Origin of the sequence: Enterobacter sp. R4-368 (genome assembly GCF_000410515.1) — a bacterium.
Classification (GTDB): domain Bacteria; phylum Pseudomonadota; class Gammaproteobacteria; order Enterobacterales; family Enterobacteriaceae; genus Kosakonia.
This window is the reverse complement of record NC_021500.1, coordinates 3,596,715-3,619,689: the sequence shown is the minus strand read 5'-3', so window position 1 is coordinate 3,619,689 and position 22,975 is coordinate 3,596,715. Positions and strand designations below refer to the sequence as shown.

The 22,975-nt window shown below is 52.8% G+C and carries 24 protein-coding genes and 1 tRNA gene; 6 read left to right on the top strand and 19 right to left on the bottom strand.

The genetic code is table 11. From position 1 onward, the window contains the following. Nucleotides 1-21: 21 nt before the first annotated feature. From H650_RS16985 to H650_RS16965, 5 genes are all read right to left on the bottom strand, one after another. A complete protein-coding gene (locus tag H650_RS16985; RefSeq protein ID WP_020456333.1) occupies nucleotides 22-1,503 on the bottom strand; it encodes an N-6 DNA methylase in 1,482 nt (493 codons plus the stop codon). Beyond that, nucleotides 1,496-2,098, bottom strand: coding sequence for a restriction endonuclease subunit S (locus H650_RS16980; protein ID WP_020456332.1), 603 nt, complete (start codon nucleotides 2,096-2,098; stop codon nucleotides 1,496-1,498). Before H650_RS16980 ends, H650_RS16985 begins: the two co-directional genes overlap by 8 nt. A gap of 16 nt (nucleotides 2,099-2,114) precedes the next feature. After that, nucleotides 2,115-2,303 carry a hypothetical protein gene (locus tag H650_RS16975; RefSeq protein ID WP_001003202.1) on the bottom strand — a complete coding sequence of 63 codons (189 nt, stop codon included), beginning with the start codon at nucleotides 2,301-2,303 and terminating at the stop codon, nucleotides 2,115-2,117. Between the two features lie 262 nt (nucleotides 2,304-2,565). Beyond that, the gene (locus H650_RS16970; protein ID WP_020456331.1) at nucleotides 2,566-3,813 is read right to left on the bottom strand and encodes a tyrosine-type recombinase/integrase; all 1,248 of its coding nucleotides are present in this window, start codon (nucleotides 3,811-3,813) and stop codon (nucleotides 2,566-2,568) included. Nucleotides 3,814-4,011: 198 nt separating this feature from the next. Continuing rightward, nucleotides 4,012-4,096 (bottom strand) — tRNA-Leu (locus H650_RS16965). Nucleotides 4,097-4,661: 565 nt separating this feature from the next. Between H650_RS16965 and H650_RS16960 the strand changes: the two genes are divergently transcribed. Continuing rightward, nucleotides 4,662-5,261, top strand: coding sequence for a helix-turn-helix transcriptional regulator (locus H650_RS16960; RefSeq protein WP_020456330.1), 600 nt, complete (start codon nucleotides 4,662-4,664; stop codon nucleotides 5,259-5,261). Nucleotides 5,262-5,357: 96 nt separating this feature from the next. Here the strand turns inward: H650_RS16960 and H650_RS16955 are convergent, their stop codons facing one another. The 8 genes from H650_RS16955 to H650_RS16920 form a co-directional block, all read right to left on the bottom strand. Continuing rightward, a complete protein-coding gene (locus tag H650_RS16955; RefSeq protein ID WP_020456329.1) occupies nucleotides 5,358-5,885 on the bottom strand; it encodes an RNase A-like domain-containing protein in 528 nt (175 codons plus the stop codon). 159 nt (nucleotides 5,886-6,044) lie between these two features. Continuing rightward, nucleotides 6,045-6,461, bottom strand: coding sequence for a hypothetical protein (locus tag H650_RS16950; RefSeq protein WP_020456328.1), 417 nt, complete (start codon nucleotides 6,459-6,461; stop codon nucleotides 6,045-6,047). Next, nucleotides 6,458-6,868, bottom strand: a complete 411-nt coding sequence (locus H650_RS16945) for a hypothetical protein (RefSeq protein ID WP_020456327.1) — start codon at nucleotides 6,866-6,868, stop codon at nucleotides 6,458-6,460. The genes H650_RS16950 and H650_RS16945 overlap by 4 nt, the downstream gene beginning before the upstream one ends. A gap of 56 nt (nucleotides 6,869-6,924) precedes the next feature. Beyond that, on the bottom strand, nucleotides 6,925-7,398 hold the full coding sequence (locus H650_RS16940) for a ribonuclease domain-containing protein (protein WP_020456326.1): 474 nt from the start codon (nucleotides 7,396-7,398) through the stop codon (nucleotides 6,925-6,927). Nucleotides 7,399-7,414: 16 nt separating this feature from the next. Next, nucleotides 7,415-7,870: a lysozyme gene (locus H650_RS16935; protein WP_020456325.1), complete on the bottom strand. Its 456-nt coding sequence runs from the start codon at nucleotides 7,868-7,870 to the stop codon at nucleotides 7,415-7,417. Further along, entirely contained in the window at nucleotides 7,863-8,546 is a 684-nt protein-coding gene (locus H650_RS16930; RefSeq protein WP_020456324.1) for a DUF2589 domain-containing protein, read from the bottom strand. The genes H650_RS16935 and H650_RS16930 overlap by 8 nt, the downstream gene beginning before the upstream one ends. Before the next feature lie 57 nt (nucleotides 8,547-8,603). Beyond that, nucleotides 8,604-9,239, bottom strand: coding sequence for a DUF2589 domain-containing protein (locus H650_RS16925; RefSeq protein WP_017459065.1), 636 nt, complete (start codon nucleotides 9,237-9,239; stop codon nucleotides 8,604-8,606). A gap of 135 nt (nucleotides 9,240-9,374) precedes the next feature. Next, complete coding sequence (locus tag H650_RS16920) at nucleotides 9,375-9,827, bottom strand: lysozyme (RefSeq protein WP_020456323.1); 453 nt, start codon at nucleotides 9,825-9,827, stop codon at nucleotides 9,375-9,377. A 238-nt stretch (nucleotides 9,828-10,065) separates the two neighbouring features. On the opposite strand from H650_RS16920, the gene ahr reads away from it, so the two are divergent. Continuing rightward, nucleotides 10,066-11,085 (top strand): NADPH-dependent aldehyde reductase Ahr, encoded by a 1,020-nt coding sequence (gene ahr / locus H650_RS16915; RefSeq protein WP_020456322.1) that lies wholly within the window; start codon nucleotides 10,066-10,068, stop codon nucleotides 11,083-11,085. 34 nt (nucleotides 11,086-11,119) lie between these two features. Here the strand turns inward: ahr and H650_RS16910 are convergent, their stop codons facing one another. The 5 genes from H650_RS16910 to H650_RS26005 form a co-directional block, all read right to left on the bottom strand. Beyond that, entirely contained in the window at nucleotides 11,120-12,757 is a 1,638-nt protein-coding gene (locus H650_RS16910; protein ID WP_020456321.1) for a dihydroxyacetone kinase subunit DhaK, read from the bottom strand. 86 nt (nucleotides 12,758-12,843) lie between these two features. Then, nucleotides 12,844-13,326, bottom strand: coding sequence for a hypothetical protein (locus tag H650_RS16905; RefSeq protein ID WP_020456320.1), 483 nt, complete (start codon nucleotides 13,324-13,326; stop codon nucleotides 12,844-12,846). Between the two features lie 57 nt (nucleotides 13,327-13,383). Then, nucleotides 13,384-14,466, bottom strand: a complete 1,083-nt coding sequence (lptG, locus tag H650_RS16900; protein ID WP_017459070.1) for an LPS export ABC transporter permease LptG — start codon at nucleotides 14,464-14,466, stop codon at nucleotides 13,384-13,386. Next, on the bottom strand, nucleotides 14,466-15,566 hold the full coding sequence (gene lptF / locus H650_RS16895) for an LPS export ABC transporter permease LptF (protein ID WP_020456319.1): 1,101 nt from the start codon (nucleotides 15,564-15,566) through the stop codon (nucleotides 14,466-14,468). Before lptF ends, lptG begins: the two co-directional genes overlap by 1 nt. A gap of 63 nt (nucleotides 15,567-15,629) precedes the next feature. Continuing rightward, entirely contained in the window at nucleotides 15,630-15,680 is a 51-nt protein-coding gene (locus tag H650_RS26005; protein WP_216848985.1) for a hypothetical protein, read from the bottom strand. A 153-nt stretch (nucleotides 15,681-15,833) separates the two neighbouring features. Here H650_RS26005 and pepA point away from each other — a divergent pair, with 153 nt between their 5' ends. The 3 genes from pepA to H650_RS16880 all read left to right on the top strand — a co-directional run bounded on the left by pepA (nucleotide 15,834) and on the right by H650_RS16880 (nucleotide 20,958). Further along, a complete protein-coding gene (gene pepA / locus H650_RS16890) occupies nucleotides 15,834-17,345 on the top strand; it encodes a leucyl aminopeptidase (RefSeq protein WP_017459072.1) in 1,512 nt (503 codons plus the stop codon). A 314-nt stretch (nucleotides 17,346-17,659) separates the two neighbouring features. Further along, the gene (holC, locus tag H650_RS16885) at nucleotides 17,660-18,103 is read left to right on the top strand and encodes a DNA polymerase III subunit chi (RefSeq protein ID WP_020456318.1); all 444 of its coding nucleotides are present in this window, start codon (nucleotides 17,660-17,662) and stop codon (nucleotides 18,101-18,103) included. Further along, complete coding sequence (locus H650_RS16880; protein WP_020456317.1) at nucleotides 18,103-20,958, top strand: valine--tRNA ligase; 2,856 nt, start codon at nucleotides 18,103-18,105, stop codon at nucleotides 20,956-20,958. The genes holC and H650_RS16880 overlap by 1 nt, the downstream gene beginning before the upstream one ends. Before the next feature lie 95 nt (nucleotides 20,959-21,053). Here H650_RS16880 and H650_RS16875 read toward each other — a convergent pair whose 3' ends face one another. Further along, a complete protein-coding gene (locus H650_RS16875; RefSeq protein WP_020456316.1) occupies nucleotides 21,054-22,256 on the bottom strand; it encodes a YjgN family protein in 1,203 nt (400 codons plus the stop codon). A 196-nt stretch (nucleotides 22,257-22,452) separates the two neighbouring features. Here H650_RS16875 and H650_RS16870 point away from each other — a divergent pair, with 196 nt between their 5' ends. Next, nucleotides 22,453-22,956 (top strand): GNAT family N-acetyltransferase, encoded by a 504-nt coding sequence (locus tag H650_RS16870; RefSeq protein WP_020456315.1) that lies wholly within the window; start codon nucleotides 22,453-22,455, stop codon nucleotides 22,954-22,956. Nucleotides 22,957-22,975 lie beyond the last annotated feature (19 nt).

Here is a 22,975-nt window from a genome sequence, read left to right as displayed (position 1 = left end):
CTATTGCATCAACCATCTCCATCAATTATCAATAAAATCTTTCATTTCTCTTTCTAATTCATGCAATGTTGATAGTAGTTCCTCACGCTGTTGACGTAAGCTCTCAAGATCAACAAAAGCCTGCTCCTCATGCTTCTTAACATACCGAGATATATTTAAATTAAAATCATTTTCTTGTATTTCATCAAAAGAAGCAACATGTGAAAAATTACTGATACTACTTCTTTCAAAGTAGCATTCTGATACCTTCTCAATGATTTCATTTGTTATTAAATTGCGCCCCTTTACGGGTTTAGCCAAATCAGATGCGTCGATGAACACAACATTAGAATGTTTTTTATCTCTCCTGAAGATCAAAATGGCGCATGGTATCCCTGTCCCAAGAAGCAACCTATCTGGTAGACCTATTACCGCATCTAACAACCCTTCACTAACTAAATTTTTCCTTATACTCTCCTCTTGACCTCCACGGAACAATACCCCGTGAGATACCAGTATGGCCATTCTACCAGTTGCACTTTTAAGTGTTGAAATCATGTGCAAAATAAAGGCATAATCACCCTTAGACTGAGGTGGAAAACCTAAATTAAAACGACCATAATCATTATGTATTAAATCATCATGATTCCAACCGATAATATTGAATGGAGGGTTAGAAGCAACTACATCAAACTGTATCAATCTATTATCTGTATCCAGAAGCTGAGGGTTAGATATTACATCCCCCCATTCTATCCGACTATTAATTTCGTTATGGATAATCATATTCATTTTAGCCAAGGCCCAACTGGATCTATTAGCCTCTTGACCAAACAAGGTATAGTTATTGCTTTTAAAGGATTTTTTTATTTTTTCCCCTAGGGTAATTAAAAGAGAACCAGATCCACAAGTAGGATCACAAATACTATCTCCATCCTTAGGCTGCAATAACTCTGCAAATAGTAACGAAATACCTTCTGGAGTATAAAAATCTCCACCCCTCATCGCCGAGTCAGATGCAATCTTTTCAAAAAGATATCTACATGCTACTTTTATCTTTTCATTACCACCTTGAATATAACCAAAATTCATTTCAGGACGTGCAAAAATAGCGAGTAAATTAACAAGCATTCGATCTCTCGCTGATCTTGCACCAAAATTAACCGTCGCAAATTGTATAGACTCGAATAAATAACCACCTCTACTTTGACAGACAGAATCAATAGCCTGATCAATTAATTTCAGCGAGTCGTCAATCCTCTCGCCAATATAATCACCATGATTCTTAGCCTCATGATATATTTTATAAAAACTCGCATCCTCTGGTACTCGAGAAACAATCTCTAACAACCCAGAATATTCTTCATTAATTAAATCATATTCATAATCAGCCTTAACATCAGAAATATATTTCAGCAATAACATTGAAAATATATAATCTTTATAAGAAGATGAGTCAACTTTCCCTCTAAACAAATCACAAGCAAGTAAAAGTGATTCATGAAGCGCCTTCATCTCACTCATTTTCTAACTCCTCGCTATTAATGATACTTTCACATATACCATCAAAGAGCATATCACCATTTTGTATTAGTGAATTATAAACTGTTTTTTGTTTATTCCAGTTTCTATTAATAGAACCAATCTTTTCTTGAACCCCCAAATTTGGAAGTTTAACAGTCATTTTAGAAACTGTTTTTGAATTAATTTTACTAATACTAGTACCTTCACTCAAACTGCGAATATGTTTACTTCCAGAAGTAGAGTTTATATACCAATGTAAATAATGTGGCAGTATTAGATTATCATTACATCTAATTACTGCTAACTGATTGGACGTAATGATTGGTTTGCCTAAATTTCCTTCGATAATCCCAGCAGAAAACACAGGCCCCCGCAGACGTAATAAAATATCATTAGGGAAAAGATAATGCTTCTCAGGATTACCCTCTGGGATAACAGAGGTTAAAGCACCTAGATCTAAAATGCCGTCAAGTCCAATATCTTTCGTCTGGATAAGATAACAGGAGCCTTGCTCACCAGCATCTTGTATCGCCGATTTAAAGGGCATCCCTAAGCGGATCTCAGCAACACTCTCTAATGTAACAATTTTATGCATAAGTAAGTTAGGGAGATTACTCTCCCTTTCCTCCAGTAGTTTTAAGCACAATCGAGTGTTTCCAATTCACATCCCCAACACGTACATCTAAATCCATCTGCAATGAGGAAAAGGAGAGCGCGTGTACCAGCATAACAATACAAGCCATATTCCCCCCCTTACTTATTGACTTTTTACGCAGGGATTGATATTTTTTCTCGTTCATTTTGTTAGAGCCTCTCAGAGCGGTTTTAATCAGAATGTTTCGGGTAAATAGCAGCGGCAACTGCTATTTACTCCCTCTCTTACCTAGGTAGTAGCGTCGTACTAGGTCAGTGAGAAGACTATAACAGGTTACAGAGAATTTATGCAATAGTAGCGTCGTACTACTTTTTCACAATGTCATTGCCGCTATGCATCATGGGCTCACTAACCTCATGATTATTCTCATTTATCTTGCGAATTCATGATAGAAAAATATTTAGGTGTTACTTTCCAAAATCAAACGGACTTACCCCTATTTCCCGATTCGCATCCAGATAATCCGCCCACCACTGCAACATCAACCTGCGCTCCCCCAGATGTTCCGCTTTATGGATGTAGGCAGCCCTAACAGAGCTACGCTCCTGATGGCTCATCTGCCTTTCTACAGCATCCCTCGACCACAAACCCGATTCAATCAATGAGCTACAGGCCATCGTCCTGAATCCATGCCCACAGACCTCCGTTTTCGTGTCATAGCCCATCACTCGCAGAGCCTTGTTAACCGTATTCTCACTCATGGGTTTACGCGGATCGTGATCTCCTACGAAGATCAGGTCACGGTTCCCATTCATGCTTTTGATCTTTTCCAAAATAGCCAGAGCCTGCTGCGATAAAGGAACAAGATGTGGAGTCTTCATCTTGGATCCACGCTGAGAGTGTTTAACGCCTTCCAGCGGTTCACGCTCACCAGGAATCGTCCACATGGCTGTTTCAAAATCCACTTCTGACCAGTGTGCAAAACGTAGTTCACTTGAGCGGATAAACACTAACAAAGTGAGCTCGACGGCTAATCGAGTTAAAGGCCTGCCGGAGTAATGATCAATACGATGAAGTAGTTCAGGTATACGGTTAAGCTCCAGTGCCGCACGATGCTGTCTTTTCGCCGTAGCAACCGCACCGGCAATTTCTTGTGCAGGGTTGTAATCGATTAAACCGCTCTGAACGGCAAAGCGCATAATCGCGGTAGTCCGCTGCTGTAAACGGGCGGCGACTTCAAGACGCCCGGATGACTCCACAGCTTTGATAGGTACGAGCAGATCCCGCGTCTTCAATTCAGCAATGTTACGCTTACCGATAATAGCAAAGAGATTATCTTCGAGGCTTTTCAATACACGAGCACTATGCGATGCAGACCACTTCTGATTACTGGCATGCCAGTCTCTGGCAACCACTTCAAACGTTATCGCCTCTTGTTCCTGCTCTACTTTAACTGCTTTCTTGTTCTCAGTGGGATCGACACCATTAGCTAACAGCTTACGGGCTTCATCCCGCCGTGCCCTGGCATCCGCCAGCGAGACTTCGGGATATTTTCCCAACGCCAGCATCTTTTCTTTACCGCCAAAGCGATAACGAAGTCGCCAGTATTTAGAACCGTTAGGGTGAACCAGCAATACCATGCCGTCACCGTCAGTCAGCTTATAGGCTTTTGCTTCAGGCTTAGCCGAACGAACCTTCACATCACTCAGAGCCATGATGAGCATCCTTTCAAGGGTTCTGTGTGGGTACAAACATTATCGAACCGGGATATACCCGCAGTTGTACCCGCATCAGTAAGTTGATGTAGATTGAATCAGGTTGACTTAGGTTGAGTGAAAAAGCGAGGAAAGCCTTGCGGATACTGGATTTCAGGCACAAAAAAAGACGTCCGTTGACGTCTATTGATGTTCCGATGGTGCCGAAGGCCGGACTCGAACCGGCACGTATTTCTACGGTTGATTTTGAATCAACTGCGTCTACCGATTTCGCCACTTCGGCACTGAAGGGGATGCGGAAACGTGTTGGATTATACCTGCCGCGGGCGGCTATGCAAGTCACGATGTTGTCATACGCCGCTAAGTGCTGAAAAAATCAACGTTCTGCATGCTGTCACCTCTCTCTTTCTAAATCCTTTCCTTCTTAACCTCTTTTTGACCTCTTAATCCCTTACCCGCTGCCCCCTTCGATCCATAACGTTCATCCTTCCAGCACCCATCGTTGAACATTCCACATCAGCCCCTGCCCTTCCAACATCACAATCCGCCAGCACTTCAACCTTCCCTTCTTCTGCCAGTCTCGCAAATAACCCGACTAGCGAAATAAACGTTCGCGCCACTCTGCCGATATTTGTAAAAACAAAGCTTGCTAACAATCCGTAAAATAGCAATGCGACCATTCTTTATATATAATATTTTCTTCATCAGTTTAAACCATCCAATAATGTTTAAACCGTCATATCGGTTAAAAGACCTATGACAATTAGCCTGTTTCTTTTTTTGCATTTCATTGAATACTTTGATGATTACCAGTCTCAATGGCGAACGCTATTACGTGGAGATAATGTATGCATGTACTCATGATTGACAAGCAGTCAATATTTATTGAAGGAATGACATCAGTACTATCGCAATATATTCCGGAGGTAAAAGTTCGTGGGCTGAATAATCAAAAAGACATTGATGATACGCTTAATGAATTTCCGGCATCGTTAATTCTGCTCGATGGCGATGGTAATAAAACCTCAAGCCTCGAATTGCTGGATATTTTAGCTTGTCGTCATCCGAATATCCCCGTAGTGATGCTGATGAATAAATGTCAGCCGACATTATTACGGCTTTTTTTAAATCATCATGCCATGGCGTTTATCAGGCGTGATTCTCCCCCGGAAACCATCGCGCAAACGCTCCGTACCGCGTCGCTTGGCATGTTTTGTCTGCCACAGGAGAGCATTACGTTACTGGACAACGGGCAGAGCGCGCTTGCCCGCCTGAGTGAACGCCAGCGTGAAATCCTGAAATTACTGGCCGCCGGGGAGTCAAATAAACAAATTAGCCGCCATTTAAATATCAGCGCGGGCACGGTGAAAGCGCATCTGGAATCGATTTTCCGCCGTCTGAATGTGAATAACCGCACTCAGGCTGCGATGATGTATTCGGAAGAGTAGTCCTGATTGTCGTTATTTGATTCACGTTAGCTTGTTTTCGTTTTCCTGAGCGTAAAAGGAGCATTATGCGTGGGCATAATGCTCCTGTCGTTTAACTTAATTTCTTGGATAACTTGTTTGTACGCGCCACTGTCCACCGTTATTCACTAAGCGGATAAACGCGTGGCGATCGTTGGCGATATTATAAAAAGCCCCATTGCCATATGCCCTGCCCACGTTCGCAGTGCCATTCCCGCCCAGCGCAATGGTGAAATTAACCGCCGCGGTATGGTTGGCCGCGCCAGCACAGAACGCCTGAATGGTGTTACCGATCGAATTCCACGCCACATTCGCATCCGTCCATGTCGAAGCGGTATTCGTTTGCGGGCATCCCGGCTGGTTGGCAACAGTGCGCTGCTGCAGCCATGCGTCGGCTTTACCGACATGGCAAGTCGTCATATGCCCGCCGGCGTTATCCTGATTCTGCGCCCATTGCGCGGCAGTCAGGCCAGCACCGGGCAGGTTACAGGCCGGACCAACATTAACTGCCATCGCCGCTGTTGAAAAGCAAAATAGTGATACCGCAGCCACAGAAATAATGCTGCGCGTTTTAACCTTACGTGAAAAAACAGAGTTTACAGACATAATCATCTCCTGCGAGTGAAATAAAGGAAGTGCGAATTCGCAGGATTAAATTAGCGCCGCAGTGAATTGCTGAATATTTGCCAAGTGACCAGTGCAGACGAGATAAATGGCCTGGGCCACTTCACGGAGCAGCAAAAGAAATTTACTACTCCGCGTTAATTATTGGGCGGGTGTCTTCTTCCGTGGTGCGCGTGGGGTTGGTGTTTTTTTAGCAACAGGGACTTTTTTAGCGACCGGCGTCTTTTTCACTCCCGCCGTTTTTTTACGTATCGGTGCTTTGCTGGATTTATCATCTTTGTGCATGGTGTGCCAAAAATAATAAATTGAGATTATCCCAATACCTACATCTTTTAAGATCCAGAAAGGTAACTCCTGAGCCATTAATATCACGTTAAACAACAGGTAGGGTAAATTCAAACAGCCCTGCACGGTAAAACCGAACGCCGTAATTAAAAGCCCAATGCGATACCACAGTGGAATATCAAGCATACGGCTGCTAAGGGCGCTAATAAAAATGATCGCCGCAATCGCCACATCCACCAGCGTGATGGCCCAAAAAAGGAGTTTAAGCGTCATAATGGTTCCCCTGGTTTGCGTCGCGGCGCACGGCGACGCGGTGCGGCTTTCACGCCGCGAGCTGCGCGTTTTAACTCACCGGCCACCTGCAAAATGTCATGCCCTTCGCGGCGGTTAAAGAAGTTGGCCAGCCAGGCAATCATGCCGACGCTTATCGCGCCCACAAAATAGCCGATCCCCATGGCGATATCGCTGTCTTTAAAGTTCATCCCCAGCCAGCGGGCAATAAACCCGCCGAGCGTGAAAGTGGTGCTCACGCTAATCGCGCCAATGATGATCCCGGCGGCCAGGCGCCCGTGTTGATGCAGTTTTTTCGGCTGCCAGAAAAACGACACGCTCAGCCCGCCGAACAATCCGGCGAGCGCGGCCAGCCCCTGGCTTAGCAATTGCAGCCCATCTGCGGCCATCGTATTTCCCTCCTGAACAGGCGGCCTCAACGAATGGGATGAGGCCGCAATAGCGACTACTGGCAAGGAGGAAGCGCGACGGTTGTGGCGTCGTTATCTGTAGTGAGATAACGCGTCGCGCTTTCCGGGCTGTAAATCAGGTGCTTGTTACTGCGCAGACCGCGTACGCTATCGATATCCGCGCTGTACCACTTGCCTTTGCCCGGCAGCGGTTTACCGCTCCACGGGTCGCCGCCCAACTGCTTCTTGTTCAGCGCCCACACGCTCCATAGCGAGTCCTCCGCCTTGCCGCTCCAGCCCAGTTTGATGGCCTGATCGTGCGTGACGTAATCGGCTGGCAGCACGTCATCGCGGTTCAGGGTTTTGAGCAGAGCCGTCAGTTTTTTGTCATCCTGAACGGTTTTCTTATTCAGTTTTGCTAACTCTTGATTAGCCGCCTGCACCACCGCGCTGCACTGCGGCACTTCTGCCCACGCGGGCTGCGTTAGCAGCAGACCGACAAAGGTGACTATCGGGAGATATCGTTTCATCTCTTCACTCCTGGGATCAGTTAATCGGTGCCAGAAACAGCGCACGTTCGGCGTCACGTCGGCGCGTCAGCCCCGCCAGAATCTTGCCGCCAGCTTTATTCCAGCGCGGCAGTTGATCGGCCGCCTCCTGATACTGGCCCTGGTTGAGCAGGCGCAGCAGCGTTGAGTTCTGCAGGTTGCCAAGCCCGACGTTAAAGGCGAAGGCGACCAGCGCGTCGAACTGGTTCTGGTTAAGATCCACCGTCACATACTTGTGGATGCCGCGTTCGGTCATCCCGAGATCTGCGCGCAACAGATCTTCCGCCTCCACTTTGCTCAGCGCCTGGGGGAAGTTTTCATTGGGCAAAATCAAATGCCCGTAGCCGATGGTCCATTTGCCTACCGCGTCGCGGTACTTCTCAAGGCTTAGCCCTTCGAAAGATTTAATCAGCGTCAGCCCGGCAGCGCCGGTGCTCAGGGGTTGATTAGCCATTGTCATCGCTCCTGTCAGTTACTTGAGGAAGAACTTGTCGGGTGTACTCTTCGATAAGCCGCAGCACGCTCTCCGGCGGCTCCAGCACGGTGAACTGCATTTCGATATCCACATGTCCGCTGTCGCGCCCGCTGCTTCCATGGCTCGGTGGCGACATGCTGACGTGAAAACGGCTGACCGCGTCGTCAGGCGTGCCGGACATTGCGCTCTGCTGTTCCACCGCGTCGGTACGCACGGTAAGAAACACTTTCATTTTCTCGAGCATCAGCCCGCGCGGCGTCGCGAGCGCTACCAGCGGCAACTCAAAGTGGTGGCGATCATCAAGTGCCATTTCGATGATCTTCGGCACCAGCCGCCCGTCGTCGCTGTGTTCAAAAAAAGGATCCAGCGCCTGCATGTACTGGTGCGCGATAAGCTGGTTTGCCGCCGAGGCCGCATGCTGCATGCCGCGGGTGATATCGGCCAGCGTCACACCCGAAGCAGAAGGTGGCGTACCGTCGCCCGGAGACGGGGGCGGATCCTGTGGTGGATCGGCAGGCGGTAATCCGGCGATATCGTCGGGTGGCGGATCGGCAGGTGGCAGCCCGGCCCCCTCCTCCGGCGCAGGCTGTGGCGCGGGGGAATCCGCCTTCGGTGCCGCGCCACGGTTGCCGCGAAGCCAGTCTTTCATTGACATAGTGCGCTCCGTGAGAAATGAGGCTGCCAGGCAGCCTCAGGGTGGAGATAGCGAGAATTACGCCGGCGCTTTTTCCGCTGTGGCAGGCGTTTCGGGGTAGGCATCAAGCTGTTTCGATTCCAGCTTTTTCGCCTCTGACGGCAGGACAGCCGGGCGTGTTGCGGCATCCGTCAGGAAATCAATCACGCGCATCAGAGCTTCCGGCGGTGGCTGACGTTTAACCTGGGTATGGATGCTGTACTTCGCGCGGGTATCGCTGGAGCGGGTTTGCTGGGCTTTGTGCGAGACGCGACCGGTGATTTTCACGCTGAACGGCCCCCAGCCAACAGACGCTTCCAGCGAGGCTTCCGCTTCGGTCTGGCTGCTGCTGGCTTCGCTCTGGGAGACTTCCAGCTCGAAGTCGATGGTGCCCTCTTCGATGCTGATGTTAGGGTGGGAAATGGCCGCCAGCAGCGGGATGCGCATGGTCTTTTTCACCACGCCCTGGATAACGCCCTTGTCATCCACCACGGTTTCGTCGTAGTCAAACTGCACCGACTCCGCCTTACCGTCCTTGATACACACCGAGAGCAGGAAGTCGGCGTACGCTTTACTCGCCTGCACCTGCGCTTTGATCATTGCCTGCAGTGGGCCGCCAATCATGTGCTCCAGCGGCAGTGCATTAATGACCGATCCAATAAATTGTGAATCCATAATGCATACTCCTGTGGGTTATACGAAAACATCGCGTTGCGAATCCGCAAACCCACAGTAATAGAGCGAAGAGGCTGAAAATATTGGCTGGATGGCGGTAAAAAACGGGGAAAATGGCCTAAGACACGTGCCCGGTTAAACAGGTTTTAAAAACAGCGCGCGCTCGGCTTCACGCCGCCTTGTCAGCCCGGCCAGCACTTTACCGCCCGCTTTGTTCCAGCGCAGAAACTGGTCTGCCGCCTGCGCGTACTCCCCCTGGTTGAGCAGTTTAAGCAGCGTCGAGCTCTGCAAATTGCCTGCGCCAAGGTTAAAGGTAAATGCCACCAGCGCATCAAACTGGTTCTGATTGAGATCCACCGTCACGGCTTTGTGTACCCCACGCTCGGTCATCAGCAGATCGGTACGCAGGAGCGCTTCGGCCTCGGCTTCGGTAATCGGGTGGGAGAAGTTTTCATTCGGTAAGATCAAATGTCCGTAGCCAATGGTCCACTTACCCACGGCATCTTTGTATTTTTCCAGCCTAAGCCCTTCAAAAGATTTAATTAGCGCCAGGCCGCCAGCGCCTGTACTTTGCGGTTGATTCACCATGGTGGTTGCTCCGGGTTTGTGGGTGGGTACAGCACCTTTTGAGGATGGTTCGGACACATCGTGTTGCAAAGTCACCGCGCCAAAATAGCCGTATGGAAAATCCGAAAATAGCGGCCTGCGGCGTGCCATACACCGCCATACATTAACGAAACGGGCGGTATGTACACCCGCAAGCTGCCGCAGAGCCTGCCAATGCCCTACACTTCATGCGTCTCCCTCTAAATCAAAGGAATCCGTGATGAGCATCATTAAAAGTTACGCCGCACCGCAGGCTGGCGCCGCCCTGGAGCTGCAGGAGTATGACGCTGGCCCACTGGCGGCGGAAGATGTGGAAGTGCAGGTGGATTACTGCGGGATCTGCCATTCGGATCTCTCGATGATCGATAACGAATGGGGCTTCTCCCAGTATCCGCTGGTCGCCGGGCATGAAGTGATTGGCCGCGTGGTGGATCTGGGCAGCGCGGCACAAAATAAAGGTCTGAAAATCGGACAACGCGTGGGCATCGGCTGGACGGCGCGCAGTTGTGGGCACTGTGATGCCTGTATTGATGGCAATCAGATCAACTGCCAGGAAGGCGCGGTGCCAACCATTCTCAACCGCGGTGGCTTTGCCGATAAACTGCGCGCCGACTGGCAATGGGTGATCCCGCTGCCGGACAGCATTGATATCGAAACCGCCGGCCCGCTGTTATGTGGCGGCATTACCGTGTTTAAACCGCTGCTGATGCACAACATCACCGCCACCAGCCGCGTTGGCGTGATCGGTATCGGCGGGCTGGGCCATATCGCTATTAAACTGCTGCACGCGATGGGCTGCGAAGTAACGGCGTTTAGCTCGAACCCGGCGAAAGAGGCAGAAGTGCGTATTATGGGGGCCGATTACGTGGTGAACAGCCGCGATGCGGATGCGCTGAAAGCGCTGGCGGGTCAGTACGATCTGATCATCAACACGGTAAACGTTGATCTGAACTGGCAGCCCTACTTTGAGGCACTCACCCACGGCGGGCATTTTCACACCGTTGGCGCGGTGCTGAAGCCGCTCGAAGTCCCGGCCTTTACGCTGATCGCAGGCGATCGCAGCGTTTCCGGCTCCGCAACCGGCACACCGTATGAACTGCGTAAGCTGATGAAATTCGCCGGACGCGCGAAAGTGGCACCGACGACGGAGATGTTCCCGATGTCGCAGATTAACGAAGCGTTGCAGCACGTGCGCGACGGCAAAGCCCGTTACCGCGTGGTGTTAAAAGCGGATTTCTGATGTGAAAAAGCCCGGCACTATGGCCGGGCTTTTTTTATTTCGCAATAGCAGCAAACACTTCCGCAATCGCGACAGCCCCCGGATCGGTTACCCCGTCGAGATTTTCGCTGTTCACATACGATGAGCGCCCGGCACCCGCTTTTTGCATTGTCGCCGTGCTGTCCGCACCAGTTTTAGCCGCAGCGACCGCGGCATCCAGCCCGCTATCGCGTAGCGCTTCAAGCGCCGGTTGCAGCGCGTCGATCAGTGTCCGATCGCCGAGATCCGCACCGCCGTAATGTTTCATCTGCTTCAGCCCCAGCAGTAACGCTGCCGGCAACGGCGTACCGTTGTGTACGGCCAGACCTGCGGCGGTGAAGAAAATCGACATCAGCACGCCGCTGGAACCGCCCATCACTGTCGCCAGCCGCTCGCCAACCAGTTGCAGCAGTTGCGAGGTGTTGTTCAACGGCAGGGCATTCTGCTCCAGCAACTGTTTGATTTCCCGCGCCCCTTCAGCAAAGGTGGAACCAGTATCGCCATCGCCCACTTTCGCATCCAGCGCGTTAAGCCGATTTTCCAGGCCAATCAACGTATTCACCGCCGTACTGACCAGCGCTTTCACCTGCGGGTTGTCGGATGGTTCAATCTCCAGTCCGTCATACACCGCACTGTGTGGCTGGGTTTTCATCGGCGCGAACGGCACCGGTTTCTGCCAGCCTACGGTCTGCACATCGGCGCAAATCGCCTGCTCGAAAGTGTCATTCAGGCGCAAGACGGATAGCGAAAACCCTTTCATATCCAGTGAACTGACCAGCGGCGCGGGGCCAATCAGATAGGCGATTTGCTCTTTAAAGGCTGAGTGCGCCAGTTCTTTAGTCAGCAGCGCCATTTCCAGCGCCGAGACGCCGCCGAGGTTGTTAATCAGCACCGCTACCCGATCGTCACCTACTGCCGCTTTTAGCGGTTTAACCAGCGTATCGATAAGCTCCTTGCTGTTGTGCGTATCAACAGTGGTCGCGCCAGGTTCGCCGTGGATCCCCAGCCCCAGCTCGACTTTCCCGTGCTGAATGCGCCCCTCTTCACTATCGCCGCCCGGCAGGTTGCAGGTCTCCATCGCCAGCCCGAGGCTGAAAACGTTGTCGCAGGCCTGCTGAGCGATATCGCGCACTTCGCTCAGCGACTTACCATGTTCCGCAGCATGACCCGCAATCTTATGCACCAGCGCTGTACCGGCGATGCCGCGCGGCTGCTTATTGTCCGGCAGGGCGATGTCGTCTGCGACAATCACCATTTCCACCTTCAGGCCGTAGCGCTTGGCTTTCTCTGCTGCGAGGCCGAAGTTCAGCCGGTCGCCGGTGTAGTTCTTCACGATCAGCAGACAGCCGCGATCGCCGGTGACTGCCACAATCGCGTTCAACACCGCATCCACGCTTGGCGAAGCGAAGACATCACCACAGACGGCGGCGGTGAGCATCCCTTTGCCGACAAAACCGGCATGCGCCGGTTCATGCCCGGAACCACCGCCGGAAATCACCGCGACGCGGCTTTTATCCCAGTCGGCGCGGGCCACAATACGAATAGCGGGATCGATATCAAGTCGAACGAGGTTGCCGTGTGGTGCAGAAATTACCAAACCTTCAATGGCATCATTGACCAGCTGTTTGCGGTCATTGAAAAAGAATCTGGACATAATATTCCAAAAAGTTGTGAATCGTTCCTCAAGCATAGCCCGCGCGGTGCGGGACGGGGTAAAGAACAGATTTTACTGAATGGGTTTTACGGTGCTTTGCGACCAAAATCCACCGCGTATCCGCGCAGGTTGCGCAGCGTGTCGAGACGGTTGCCCAGCACAATCGCGCCGATAATCGCCAGTACCAGCAACGCAGCGTGCAGATACCTGGCAATATGCGAATCCAGCAGAAAGAACCCGGCGATGGCCGGAAGTGAAAAAACGCCCCACAGACTGCTCAGCGTGTTTTCCGCCGCGCTAAAACGGGCGAGCACCCGGTCTGCCTGCGACTCTTGCGGCGAACCGCGTCGCACGGTGCCAACCTGCTGCGCCAGCGCATCCGCTCGCTGGATCAGCCAGCGTACCAGGCTCAGCGCAATAATGGCCACCAGCAGTTCAAGTACCAGCACCGCACTATCGCTGAGCATGGAAAGCGCCCACTGCGCGCCAAGCATTGCTATGGTAACCAGCGTACTCAACAAACAAGAGACAATCATGGCTGAGAGATGCGTTGCTGCGCGTATCAACATGCGGTGCTCCTTGCAGAAAAAAGAAGAGAGGCCTCAGCCTCTCTTTTCAGGTATCAACTAGCTTTTTCGCGTCATCAGCCACAGACTAATGAGGAAAAAGCTGGCGCTCGGCAACAGCGCGCCGACGACTGGCGGGATGCCGTACACCAGCGTCAACGGGCCGAAAATCTGATCCAGCACGTAGAAGACAAAGCCGAAACTGATACCGGTGACAACACGTACGCCCATCGCCACGCTACGCAGCGGCCCGAAGATAAACGACAGCGCCATCAGCATCATCACCGCCACGGACAGCGGCTGGAAGATTTTGCTCCACATATTGAGCTGGTAGCGCCCGGAATCCTGGCCACTCGATTTGAGGTACTTCACGTAGTTGTGCAAACCGCTGATCGAGAGCGCGTCCGGATCCAGCGCCACCACGCCAAGTTTGTCCGGCGTCAGGTTCGTTTTCCAGGTGCCACTCACGGTTTGCGCACCGGTAACTTGTTTCGGGTCCGTCAGGTTAGATTCATCAACCTGCGACAGTCGCCAGAGTTTCTCCTGCGGATCGAACTTCGCCGACGCGGCATAACGCACCGACTGCAAACGACGCTCTTTATTGAAGGCATAAATGCTCACGCCGCCGAGTTCATCGTCGCCTTTTACACGCTCAATATAGATAAAGTTATTACCATCTTTCGCCCACAAACCTGACTGCGTGGAGAGCAGCGAGCCGCCATACATCGACTGCGCACGCTGGTTACGCGCCATTTGCTCACCCTGCGGCGCGACCCACTCGCCAATCGCCATGGTCAGCAGCACCAGCGGAATAGCGGTTTTCATTACCGACAGCGCCACCTGCATGCGGGTGTAGCCGGAAGCCTGCATGACCACCAGCTCGCTGCGCTGCGCCAGCATGCCCAGCCCTAACAGCGCGCCAAGCAGCGCCGCCATCGGGAAGAAGATCTGAATATCTTTCGGGATGCTGAGAATGGTGTACATCCCGGCGCCCAGCGCGTCATAGCTCCCCTGGCCTGCTTTTTTCAGCTGATCGACAAACTTGATAATGCCGGAGAGCGACACCAGCATAAACAGCGTCATCATGATGGTGGTGAAAATGGTTTTACCGATATAGCGGTCAAGTACGCCAAAAGCCTGCATTATAGCGCTCCTTTACGCGTAAAACGGGCGCGAACCCGGCGCATTGGCACCGTATCCCACAAGTTCAGCACCACAGCCAGCGCTAAATAGGCCAGGTTTACCAGCCACATCCACACCAACGGATCGAGTTTGCCTTTCGCACCGTTCGAGCGCAGCGTGGTTTGCAGCAGGAAGAAGACCAGATAAAGCAGCATGGCGGGGAGCATCGACAGTACGCGGCCCTGACGCGGGTTGACCACGCTCAGCGGCACTACCATCAGCGCCATCATAACGACCGTAAACACCAGCGTTAAGCGCCAGTGCAGTTCGGCGCGCGCGCGCGGCGTATCGGTTTTGAATAGCGTGCGCATGTCCATCTGCTCGGTATCTGACGGATCGAGCGCCACCGCCTGGTGGCCAATAATCGCCTGATAGTTCTGGAAATCAGTGATGCGGAAATCGCGCAGCATGGCGGTGCCTTCAAAACGGGTACCGGTATTGAGCGTCACCACCTGAGAGCCATCTTTGTGCTGCGAGAGATGTCCGGAATCCGCCACGACGACTGATGGACGGGCGGAACCTTTAGTACGAATCTGCGCCAGGAAGACATTCTTGAAGTTTTTGCCCTCAACGCCTTCGATAAACAGCACCGAATTGCCATCCGTCGCCTGCTGGAATTGCCCTTGTGCCAGCGCCGCCATGCCGGGGTTCGCTTTCGCGTCGGCAAGCACCTGATCCTGATGGCGGGAAGACCACGGGCCCGCCCACATAACGTTGACCGCAGCGACAATGCCGGTGAACAACGCGAGGATCATCGCCGCTTTCACCAATACCGCGCGGCTCAGGCCGCAGGCGTGCATCACGGTGATTTCACTTTCGGTATAAAGTTTGCCCAGCGTCATCAACAGACCGAGGAACAGACTCAACGGCAGGATAAGCTGCGCCATTTCCGGCACGCCCAGCCCCAGCAGTGAGAGCACGAGGTTCGTCGGGATTTCGCCATCAGCGGCTGCGCCTAAAATCCTGACCAGTTTCTGACAAAAGAAAATCAGAAGCAGGATGAATAGGATCGCAAGCTGGCTTTTTAGCGTCTCCCGTACCAGATATCTTATGATTATCACTTTAAATACGCCCGTAAAAACCAGTGTTTTTGCTGGAAAATAGCTTGTTTCATGGCTTAAACGTCATTTATTCTCTTGAGTCGTCGAAATGATCGCTAAGATTAATATACTCAGCGGATACGCGCGTAAGACCCGATTTTGACGTGCCGAAACCGAAGTAACATTAAGATTAACACGAAGTCACCGCAACAGCGGACACGAGTTACGAAAGCTTGCAATTCTATCCGTAGCCGCCGCCGTTGTCTTTAAGATTCAGGAGCGTAGTGCATGGAGTTCAGTGTAAAAAGCGGTAGCCCGGAGAAACAGCGGAGTGCCTGCATCGTTGTGGGCGTCTTTGAACCGCGCCGGCTCTCTCCGATCGCCGAGCAACTCGATAAAATCAGTGACGGCTACATCAGTGCGCTGCTGCGTCGCGGGGAACTGGAAGGCAAGCCGGGGCAGACGTTGTTGCTGCACCACGTACCGAATGTCCTCTCCGAACGTATTTTACTGATTGGCTGTGGTAAAGAGCGTGAACTGGACGAGCGCCAGTATAAGCAGGTGATTCAAAAAACCATTAACACGCTGAATGATACCGGCTCAATGGAAGCCGTCTGCTTCCTGACCGAACTGCATGTAAAAGGGCGGAATACTTACTGGAAAGTACGCCAGGCCGTTGAGACCGCGAAAGAGACCCTTTACAGCTTCGACCAACTGAAAACCAACAAAAGCGAGCCGCGCCGTCCGCTGCGTAAAATGGTGTTCAACGTGCCGACCCGCCGCGAGCTGACCAGCGGCGAGCGCGCCATTCAGCACGGTCTGGCGATTGCCGCCGGTATCAAAGCGGCGAAAGATCTCGGCAATATGCCGCCAAATATCTGTAACGCGGGCTACCTCGCGTCTCAGGCGCGCCAGTTAGCTGACACCTACAGCAAAAATGTGGTGACCCGCGTGATTGGCGAGCAGCAGATGCGCGAGCTGGGCATGCACTCGTACCTCGCGGTCGGCCAGGGTTCGCAAAACGAATCGCTGATGTCGGTGATTGAATACAAAGGCAACCCGGCGGAAGACGCGCGTCCAATCGTGCTGGTCGGTAAAGGCCTGACTTTTGACTCCGGCGGTATCTCCATCAAGCCTGCTGAAGGCATGGATGAGATGAAGTACGACATGTGCGGCGCGGCGGCGGTGTATGGCGTGATGCGCATGGTTGCTGAACTGCAACTGCCGATCAACGTAATTGGCGTGCTTGCTGGCTGTGAAAACATGCCTGGCGGGCGCGCTTATCGTCCGGGCGACGTGCTGACCACTATGTCCGGCCAGACGGTAGAAGTGCTGAACACCGACGCCGAAGGCCGTCTGGTACTGTGCGACGTGCTGACTTACGTTGAGCGTTTCGAGCCGGAAGCGGTAATCGATGTCGCGACATTGACCGGTGCGTGTGTGATTGCGCTCGGCCACCACATCACCGGACTGCTGTCGAACCACAACCCGTTGGCGCACGAACTGATTGGCGCGTCCGAGCAGGCGGGCGATCGCGCGTGGCGTTTGCCGATGGCCGATGAGTACCAGGAACAACTGGAATCTAACTTCGCGGATATGGCGAACATTGGCGGCCGTCCCGGCGGGGCAATCACCGCTGGCTGCTTCCTTTCTCGCTTTGCCCGTAAGTATAACTGGGCGCACCTGGACATCGCCGGTACTGCATGGCGTTCCGGTAAAGCCAAAGGCGCAACCGGTCGTCCGGTGGCGTTGCTGTCGCAGTTCCTGCTGAACCGCGCCGGGTTTAACGGCGAAGAGTAAGCCTCATAAGGCCGGATAGCTGTGTTTGCCGGATGGCGGCTACGCCTTATCCGGCCTGGAGCCTCAGCAATGCTGAATTCAATACCCAATAGATTTCGCGTTGCATCGCGCGGCAACTGAGCAAATCCCCGGCAGCATAGATAACTATGTGACCGGGGTGCGCCACAAATCTGCCGGGAGCAGATTTGAACGCTGCCTGCAGCGGCCCCTTGAGGGCGAGGCCCGGGGATGGGCCGACTATTCGCAGCCAACAAAGAGGCAGCGTGAAAGACCGACAGCAATAGCGTTTAAATCCTCAACCAAAAGCCCCATATATGAAAAATGCGACGTTCTACCTTCTGGATAATGATACCCAACAGGATGGCTTAAGCGCCGTCGAACAACTGGTGTGTGAAATTGCCGCAGAACGTTGGCGTAACGGTAAACGCGTGCTGATTGCCTGTGCCGATGAGCAACAAGCTATTCGTCTGGATGAAGCGCTGTGGGCGCGCCCGGCGGAGAGCTTTGTCCCGCACAACCTGGCAGGCGAAGGACCTCGCGGCGGTGCGCCAGTGGAGCTGGCCTGGCCTCAAAAACGCAACAGCAGCCCGCGCGATATTTTGATCAGCCTGCGCGCGGAATTTGCAGATTTTGCCACCGCTTTCACAGAAGTGATAGACTTCGTTCCTCACGAAGATTCTCTGAAACAACTGGCGCGCGAACGCTATAAAGCGTACCGCATGGCTGGTTTCAACCTGAACACGGCAACCTGGAAATAATGGAAAAGACATACAACCCCAAAGATATCGAACAGCCGCTGTACGAGCAGTGGGAAAAGCAGGGCTATTTCAAACCGAACGGTGATGAAAGCCAGGAAAGCTTCTGCATCATGATCCCGCCGCCGAACGTCACCGGCAGTTTGCATATGGGCCACGCCTTCCAGCAGACCATCATGGATACCATGATCCGTTACCAGCGCATGCAGGGCAAAAACACCCTGTGGCAGGTCGGTACCGACCACGCCGGTATCGCGACCCAGATGGTGGTGGAGCGTAAAATTGCCGCGGAAGAAGGTAAAACCCGCCACGACTACGGCCGTGACGCCTTTATCGACAAAATCTGGCAGTGGAAGGCGGAATCGGGCGGCACCATCACCAACCAGATGCGCCGTCTCGGCAACTCCGTGGACTGGGAGCGCGAGCGTTTCACCATGGACGAAGGCCTTTCTAACGCCGTAAAAGAAGTGTTCGTCCGCCTGTATAAAGAAGACCTGATTTACCGCGGCAAACGCCTGGTGAACTGGGACCCGAAACTGCGCACGGCGATTTCCGATCTGGAAGTGGAAAACCGCGAGTCGAAAGGCTCAATGTGGCATATCCGCTACCCGCTGGCTGACGGCGCGAAAACCGCCGACGGTAAAGATTATCTGGTAGTTGCCACTACGCGTCCGGAAACCCTGCTCGGTGATACCGGCGTGGCGGTGAACCCGGAAGATCCGCGCTACAAAGATCTGATTGGCAAATTCGTGGTGTTGCCGCTGGTCAACCGCCGTATTCCGATTGTCGGCGACGAACACGCCGACATGGAAAAAGGCACCGGCTGCGTGAAAATCACCCCGGCGCACGACTTTAACGACTATGAAGTCGGCCGTCGCCACAAGCTGCCGATGATCAACATCCTGACCTTTGACGGCGATATCCGTGAAAGCGCGCAGGTATATGACACTAACGGCAATGAATCCGACGTTTACCCGGCGGATATCCCGGCTGAGTTTCAGAAGCTGGAGCGTTTTGCCGCGCGTAAAGCGATTGTCGCGGCGGTGGACGCGCTTGGCCTGCTGGAAGAGATCAAACCGCACGACCTGACCGTTCCGTACGGCGATCGCGGCGGCGTGGTTATCGAACCGATGCTCACCGACCAGTGGTACGTCCGTGCGGATGTGCTGGCGAAACCGGCGGTAGAAGCGGTGGAAAACGGCGATATCCAGTTCGTGCCGAAACAGTACGAAAACATGTATTTCTCCTGGATGCGCGACATTCAGGACTGGTGTATCTCCCGCCAGTTGTGGTGGGGTCACCGTATTCCGGCGTGGTACGACAACGACGGCAACGTTTATGTTGGCCGCAACGAAGAGGAAGTGCGCCAGGAAAACAATCTGGCCGCCGATGTTGCCCTGCGCCAGGACGATGACGTGCTGGATACCTGGTTCTCCTCCGCGCTGTGGACCTTCTCGACCCTCGGCTGGCCGGAAAACACCGACGCGCTGCGCCAGTTCCACCCGACCAGCGTGATGGTTTCTGGCTTCGACATCATCTTCTTCTGGATTGCGCGCATGATCATGATGACCATGCACTTCATCAAAGATGAAAATGGCAAGCCGCAGGTGCCGTTTAAAACGGTCTATATGACCGGTCTTATCCGCGACGACGAAGGCCAGAAGATGTCCAAATCCAAGGGCAACGTCATTGACCCGCTGGATATGGTTGACGGTATTTCGCTGGCGGATCTGCTGGAAAAACGCACCGGTAACATGATGCAGCCGCAGCTGGCAGAGAAAATCCGCAAGCGCACCGAGAAACAGTTCCCGGACGGCATTGAACCGCACGGCACCGACGCCCTGCGCTTCACCCTCGCGGCGCTAGCTTCTACCGGTCGTGACATCAACTGGGATATGAAGCGCCTGGAAGGTTACCGTAACTTCTGTAACAAGCTGTGGAACGCCAGCCGCTTTGTACTGATGAACACCGAAGATCAGGATTGCGGCTTCAACGGCGGCGAAATGGTGCTGTCGCTGGCAGACCGCTGGATCCTCGCGGAATTCAACCAGACCATCAAAGCCTACCGTGAGGCGCTGGATAACTTCCGCTTCGATATCGCCGCAGGCATTTTGTATGAGTTCACCTGGAACCAGTTCTGCGACTGGTATCTGGAGCTGACCAAACCGGTAATGAACGGTGGTGCTGAAGCGGAACTGCGCGGTACCCGCAACACGCTGGTCACCGTGCTGGAAGGTCTGCTGCGCCTTGCTCATCCGATCATTCCGTTTATCACTGAAACCATCTGGCAGCGCGTGAAAGTGCTGAAAGGCATTACCGCCGACACCATCATGCTGCAGCCGTTCCCGCAGTACGACGCGGCGCAGGTGGATGAGAAAGCGCTGGCAGACACCGAGTGGCTGAAGCAGGCGATCATCGCGGTACGTAACATTCGCGCCGAAATGAACATCGCGCCGGGGAAACCGCTGGAGCTGCTGCTGCGTAGCGCGAGCGAGGACGCGAAGCGCCGTGTGAACGACAACCTGAGCTTCCTGCAAACGCTGGCGCGTCTGGAGAGCATTACCATTCTGCCTGCCGACGATAAAGGCCCGGTTTCGGTAACCAAAATCGTTGATGGCGCAGAGCTGCTGATCCCGATGCTGGGTCTTATCGACAAAGAGGCGGAGCTGGCGCGTCTGGCGAAAGAAGTGGCGAAAGTTGAGCAGGAAATTGGCCGCATCGAAAGCAAACTGGGCAACGAAGGTTTCGTGGCGCGCGCGCCGGAAGCGGTAATTGCCAAAGAGCGCGAGAAGCTGGATGGCTATGCGGAAGCAAAAGCGAAGCTGATTGAGCAGCAGGCGGTTATCGCCGCGCTGTAATCACCGCGCATAAGAAAAAGCCGGGCATCGCTGCCCGGCTTTTTTATTTTGCAGGCCAGATAAGGCGTCACCGCCATCCGGCAAGTTTTCCCGAATTACAGTACCGCCGGGTAGAACGACAAACCGCGAGCCAGCAGGTTCGCCGGATCTTTTGCGGGCTGCACACCATGGTCTTCCAGCGTCAGCGCTTCCAGGTCACCATGAACATGGGTATTTTCCAGTAAATAACGGGTCATACGCACTTTCGCCCACGGCCATGCCAGGAACAGCGTGACGCCACACACCAGCATATTGGTAATGGAAATCCAGAACATACGCCCCATCGCCACCGTCGAGGAGAAACGAATGTTCCCTTCCAGCGTCAGTTGCCCGTAAATATAGGCGCGCAGTTTCACAAACGCGAAAAGGAAGCAGACTATCGCCCCGGCAATATAGATCAAATAGCTCAGCACCAATTTGCCGTAAATCGGCCCCATCATCATCGCTAATTGTTCCGGATCGCCACCTGCTGCGTAGGCATTCTCTTGCAGAGTCATCAGTGACGGCATAACCAGTACCATTACCAGCAAAATAAACGGTACAAACAGCAGCATCGATAGCACCACAATGGTGATGCATTTTTTCATTGAAATTTCAGCGGAGAATTTCAGTTTGCCGTACTGCAAATTATTAATCAGCATGCTAAACCATTGCGCAACATATACGCCCTGCATAATGGCAATCCCCAGCAGCAATACCAATGTACCGATACCAATTATCACAGAAATAGCGCCATATGAGCCGCTACTTAATGCAGACGTCACAAAGAGGGAGAACACCACCACCGAGGCGATAATAACCAGCAACGGGCATCCCATCATCACCCACCAGGCACGCAACGGACTGGCGTAGAAATTAAAACGCACACCGTTAATCTCTGTCATCAGCATTTGATAACGCAGGCCCTGAGTAATCAACCACGGGAAGAAAATCAGGAACAGCCCCATCATACAGAGCTGTAACAGCACGTTCTGGTAGGCCACATTAATAAAGAAAATCACATACAGCACCAGCAGGCAGAGCCAGCCGACAAAAATAGAACGCCCGGTCGCGTGATAAGAAAAACGCGCACCGCTAAGTTCAGTATTCTCATAAAAATAACGACGCGCGCGCACTAACGCCCACGGCAAATATAACCCCAGCGTTATTAAGGTCAGTAAAATATTAACCAGCCAAACCACGAAATAGCCTTTCCCGCTGCCCTGAAAGAGAAAACGGCGCACGGGAACCGCCACGGAACCATGAGTTTCGGGAGTCATAACAATCCTTATCGAAAAAAAGAAGCCAGGAAAAAGGCAGTCAACCATAACAATATTGCGAAATGGTTATCTCCACTATTAAGTCTAAATAGCTGCCGGTCAAAAAAATAGCGCCCAATATTCCTGGTCTTGCCAGAACGCCCCTGTAGTGGTATTAAGCAGGATCAGCTTATAACCCCGAAAACAGAGTGCAGAGATGAATGTGACCGCGCCGGTAGAGGTAAAAATGCGCCGGATTGCTGCCGCCGACAACGCAGCAATCGCATCTGTGATCCGCCAGGTATCTGCGGAATATGGCCTCACTGCCGATAAAGGCTACACCGTTGCCGACCCCGAACTGGATGAGCTCTATCAGCTTTATAACCGACCGGGTTGCGCCTATTGGGTGGTGGAGCAAAACGGCGAAGTCGTGGGCGGCGGCGGCGTCGCACCGCTGAAATGTAGCGAGCCGGATATCTGCGAACTGCAAAAGATGTATTTCCTGCCCAGCGCGCGTGGGCAAGGGCTGGCGAAGAAACTGGCGCTAATGGCGCTGGAACATGCCCGAGCGCAGGGCTTTAGCCGTTGTTATCTGGAAACCACTGCATTTCTGACCGATGCCATTGGGCTTTATGAGCACCTTGGTTTTGAGCATATCGACGGCCCGCTCGGCTGCACCGGTCACGTAGACTGTGAAGTGCGGATGCTGAAAACGCTGTGACGCCAACGCGTACCGGCGT

Excerpts from the sequence above, each read along its gene's own strand:
- H650_RS16985 (WP_020456333.1), bottom strand. The coding sequence starts at position 1,503 with ATGAGTGAGATGAAGGCGCTTCATGAATCACTTTTACTTGCTTGTGAT.
- H650_RS16980 (WP_020456332.1), bottom strand. The coding sequence starts at position 2,098 with ATGCATAAAATTGTTACATTAGAGAGTGTTGCTGAGATCCGCTTAGGG.
- H650_RS16975 (WP_001003202.1), bottom strand. The coding sequence starts at position 2,303 with ATGAACGAGAAAAAATATCAATCCCTGCGTAAAAAGTCAATAAGTAAG.
- H650_RS16970 (WP_020456331.1), bottom strand. The coding sequence starts at position 3,813 with ATGGCTCTGAGTGATGTGAAGGTTCGTTCGGCTAAGCCTGAAGCAAAA.
- H650_RS16960 (WP_020456330.1), top strand. The coding sequence starts at position 4,662 with ATGCATGTACTCATGATTGACAAGCAGTCAATATTTATTGAAGGAATG.
- H650_RS16955 (WP_020456329.1), bottom strand. The coding sequence starts at position 5,885 with ATGTCTGTAAACTCTGTTTTTTCACGTAAGGTTAAAACGCGCAGCATT.
- H650_RS16950 (WP_020456328.1), bottom strand. The coding sequence starts at position 6,461 with ATGACGCTTAAACTCCTTTTTTGGGCCATCACGCTGGTGGATGTGGCG.
- H650_RS16945 (WP_020456327.1), bottom strand. The coding sequence starts at position 6,868 with ATGGCCGCAGATGGGCTGCAATTGCTAAGCCAGGGGCTGGCCGCGCTC.
- H650_RS16940 (WP_020456326.1), bottom strand. The coding sequence starts at position 7,398 with ATGAAACGATATCTCCCGATAGTCACCTTTGTCGGTCTGCTGCTAACG.
- H650_RS16935 (WP_020456325.1), bottom strand. The coding sequence starts at position 7,870 with ATGGCTAATCAACCCCTGAGCACCGGCGCTGCCGGGCTGACGCTGATT.
- H650_RS16930 (WP_020456324.1), bottom strand. The coding sequence starts at position 8,546 with ATGTCAATGAAAGACTGGCTTCGCGGCAACCGTGGCGCGGCACCGAAG.
- H650_RS16925 (WP_017459065.1), bottom strand. The coding sequence starts at position 9,239 with ATGGATTCACAATTTATTGGATCGGTCATTAATGCACTGCCGCTGGAG.
- H650_RS16920 (WP_020456323.1), bottom strand. The coding sequence starts at position 9,827 with ATGGTGAATCAACCGCAAAGTACAGGCGCTGGCGGCCTGGCGCTAATT.
- ahr (WP_020456322.1), top strand. The coding sequence starts at position 10,066 with ATGAGCATCATTAAAAGTTACGCCGCACCGCAGGCTGGCGCCGCCCTG.
- H650_RS16910 (WP_020456321.1), bottom strand. The coding sequence starts at position 12,757 with ATGTCCAGATTCTTTTTCAATGACCGCAAACAGCTGGTCAATGATGCC.
- H650_RS16905 (WP_020456320.1), bottom strand. The coding sequence starts at position 13,326 with ATGTTGATACGCGCAGCAACGCATCTCTCAGCCATGATTGTCTCTTGT.
- lptG (WP_017459070.1), bottom strand. The coding sequence starts at position 14,466 with ATGCAGGCTTTTGGCGTACTTGACCGCTATATCGGTAAAACCATTTTC.
- pepA (WP_017459072.1), top strand. The coding sequence starts at position 15,834 with ATGGAGTTCAGTGTAAAAAGCGGTAGCCCGGAGAAACAGCGGAGTGCC.
- holC (WP_020456318.1), top strand. The coding sequence starts at position 17,660 with ATGAAAAATGCGACGTTCTACCTTCTGGATAATGATACCCAACAGGAT.
- H650_RS16880 (WP_020456317.1), top strand. The coding sequence starts at position 18,103 with ATGGAAAAGACATACAACCCCAAAGATATCGAACAGCCGCTGTACGAG.
- H650_RS16875 (WP_020456316.1), bottom strand. The coding sequence starts at position 22,256 with ATGACTCCCGAAACTCATGGTTCCGTGGCGGTTCCCGTGCGCCGTTTT.
- H650_RS16870 (WP_020456315.1), top strand. The coding sequence starts at position 22,453 with ATGAATGTGACCGCGCCGGTAGAGGTAAAAATGCGCCGGATTGCTGCC.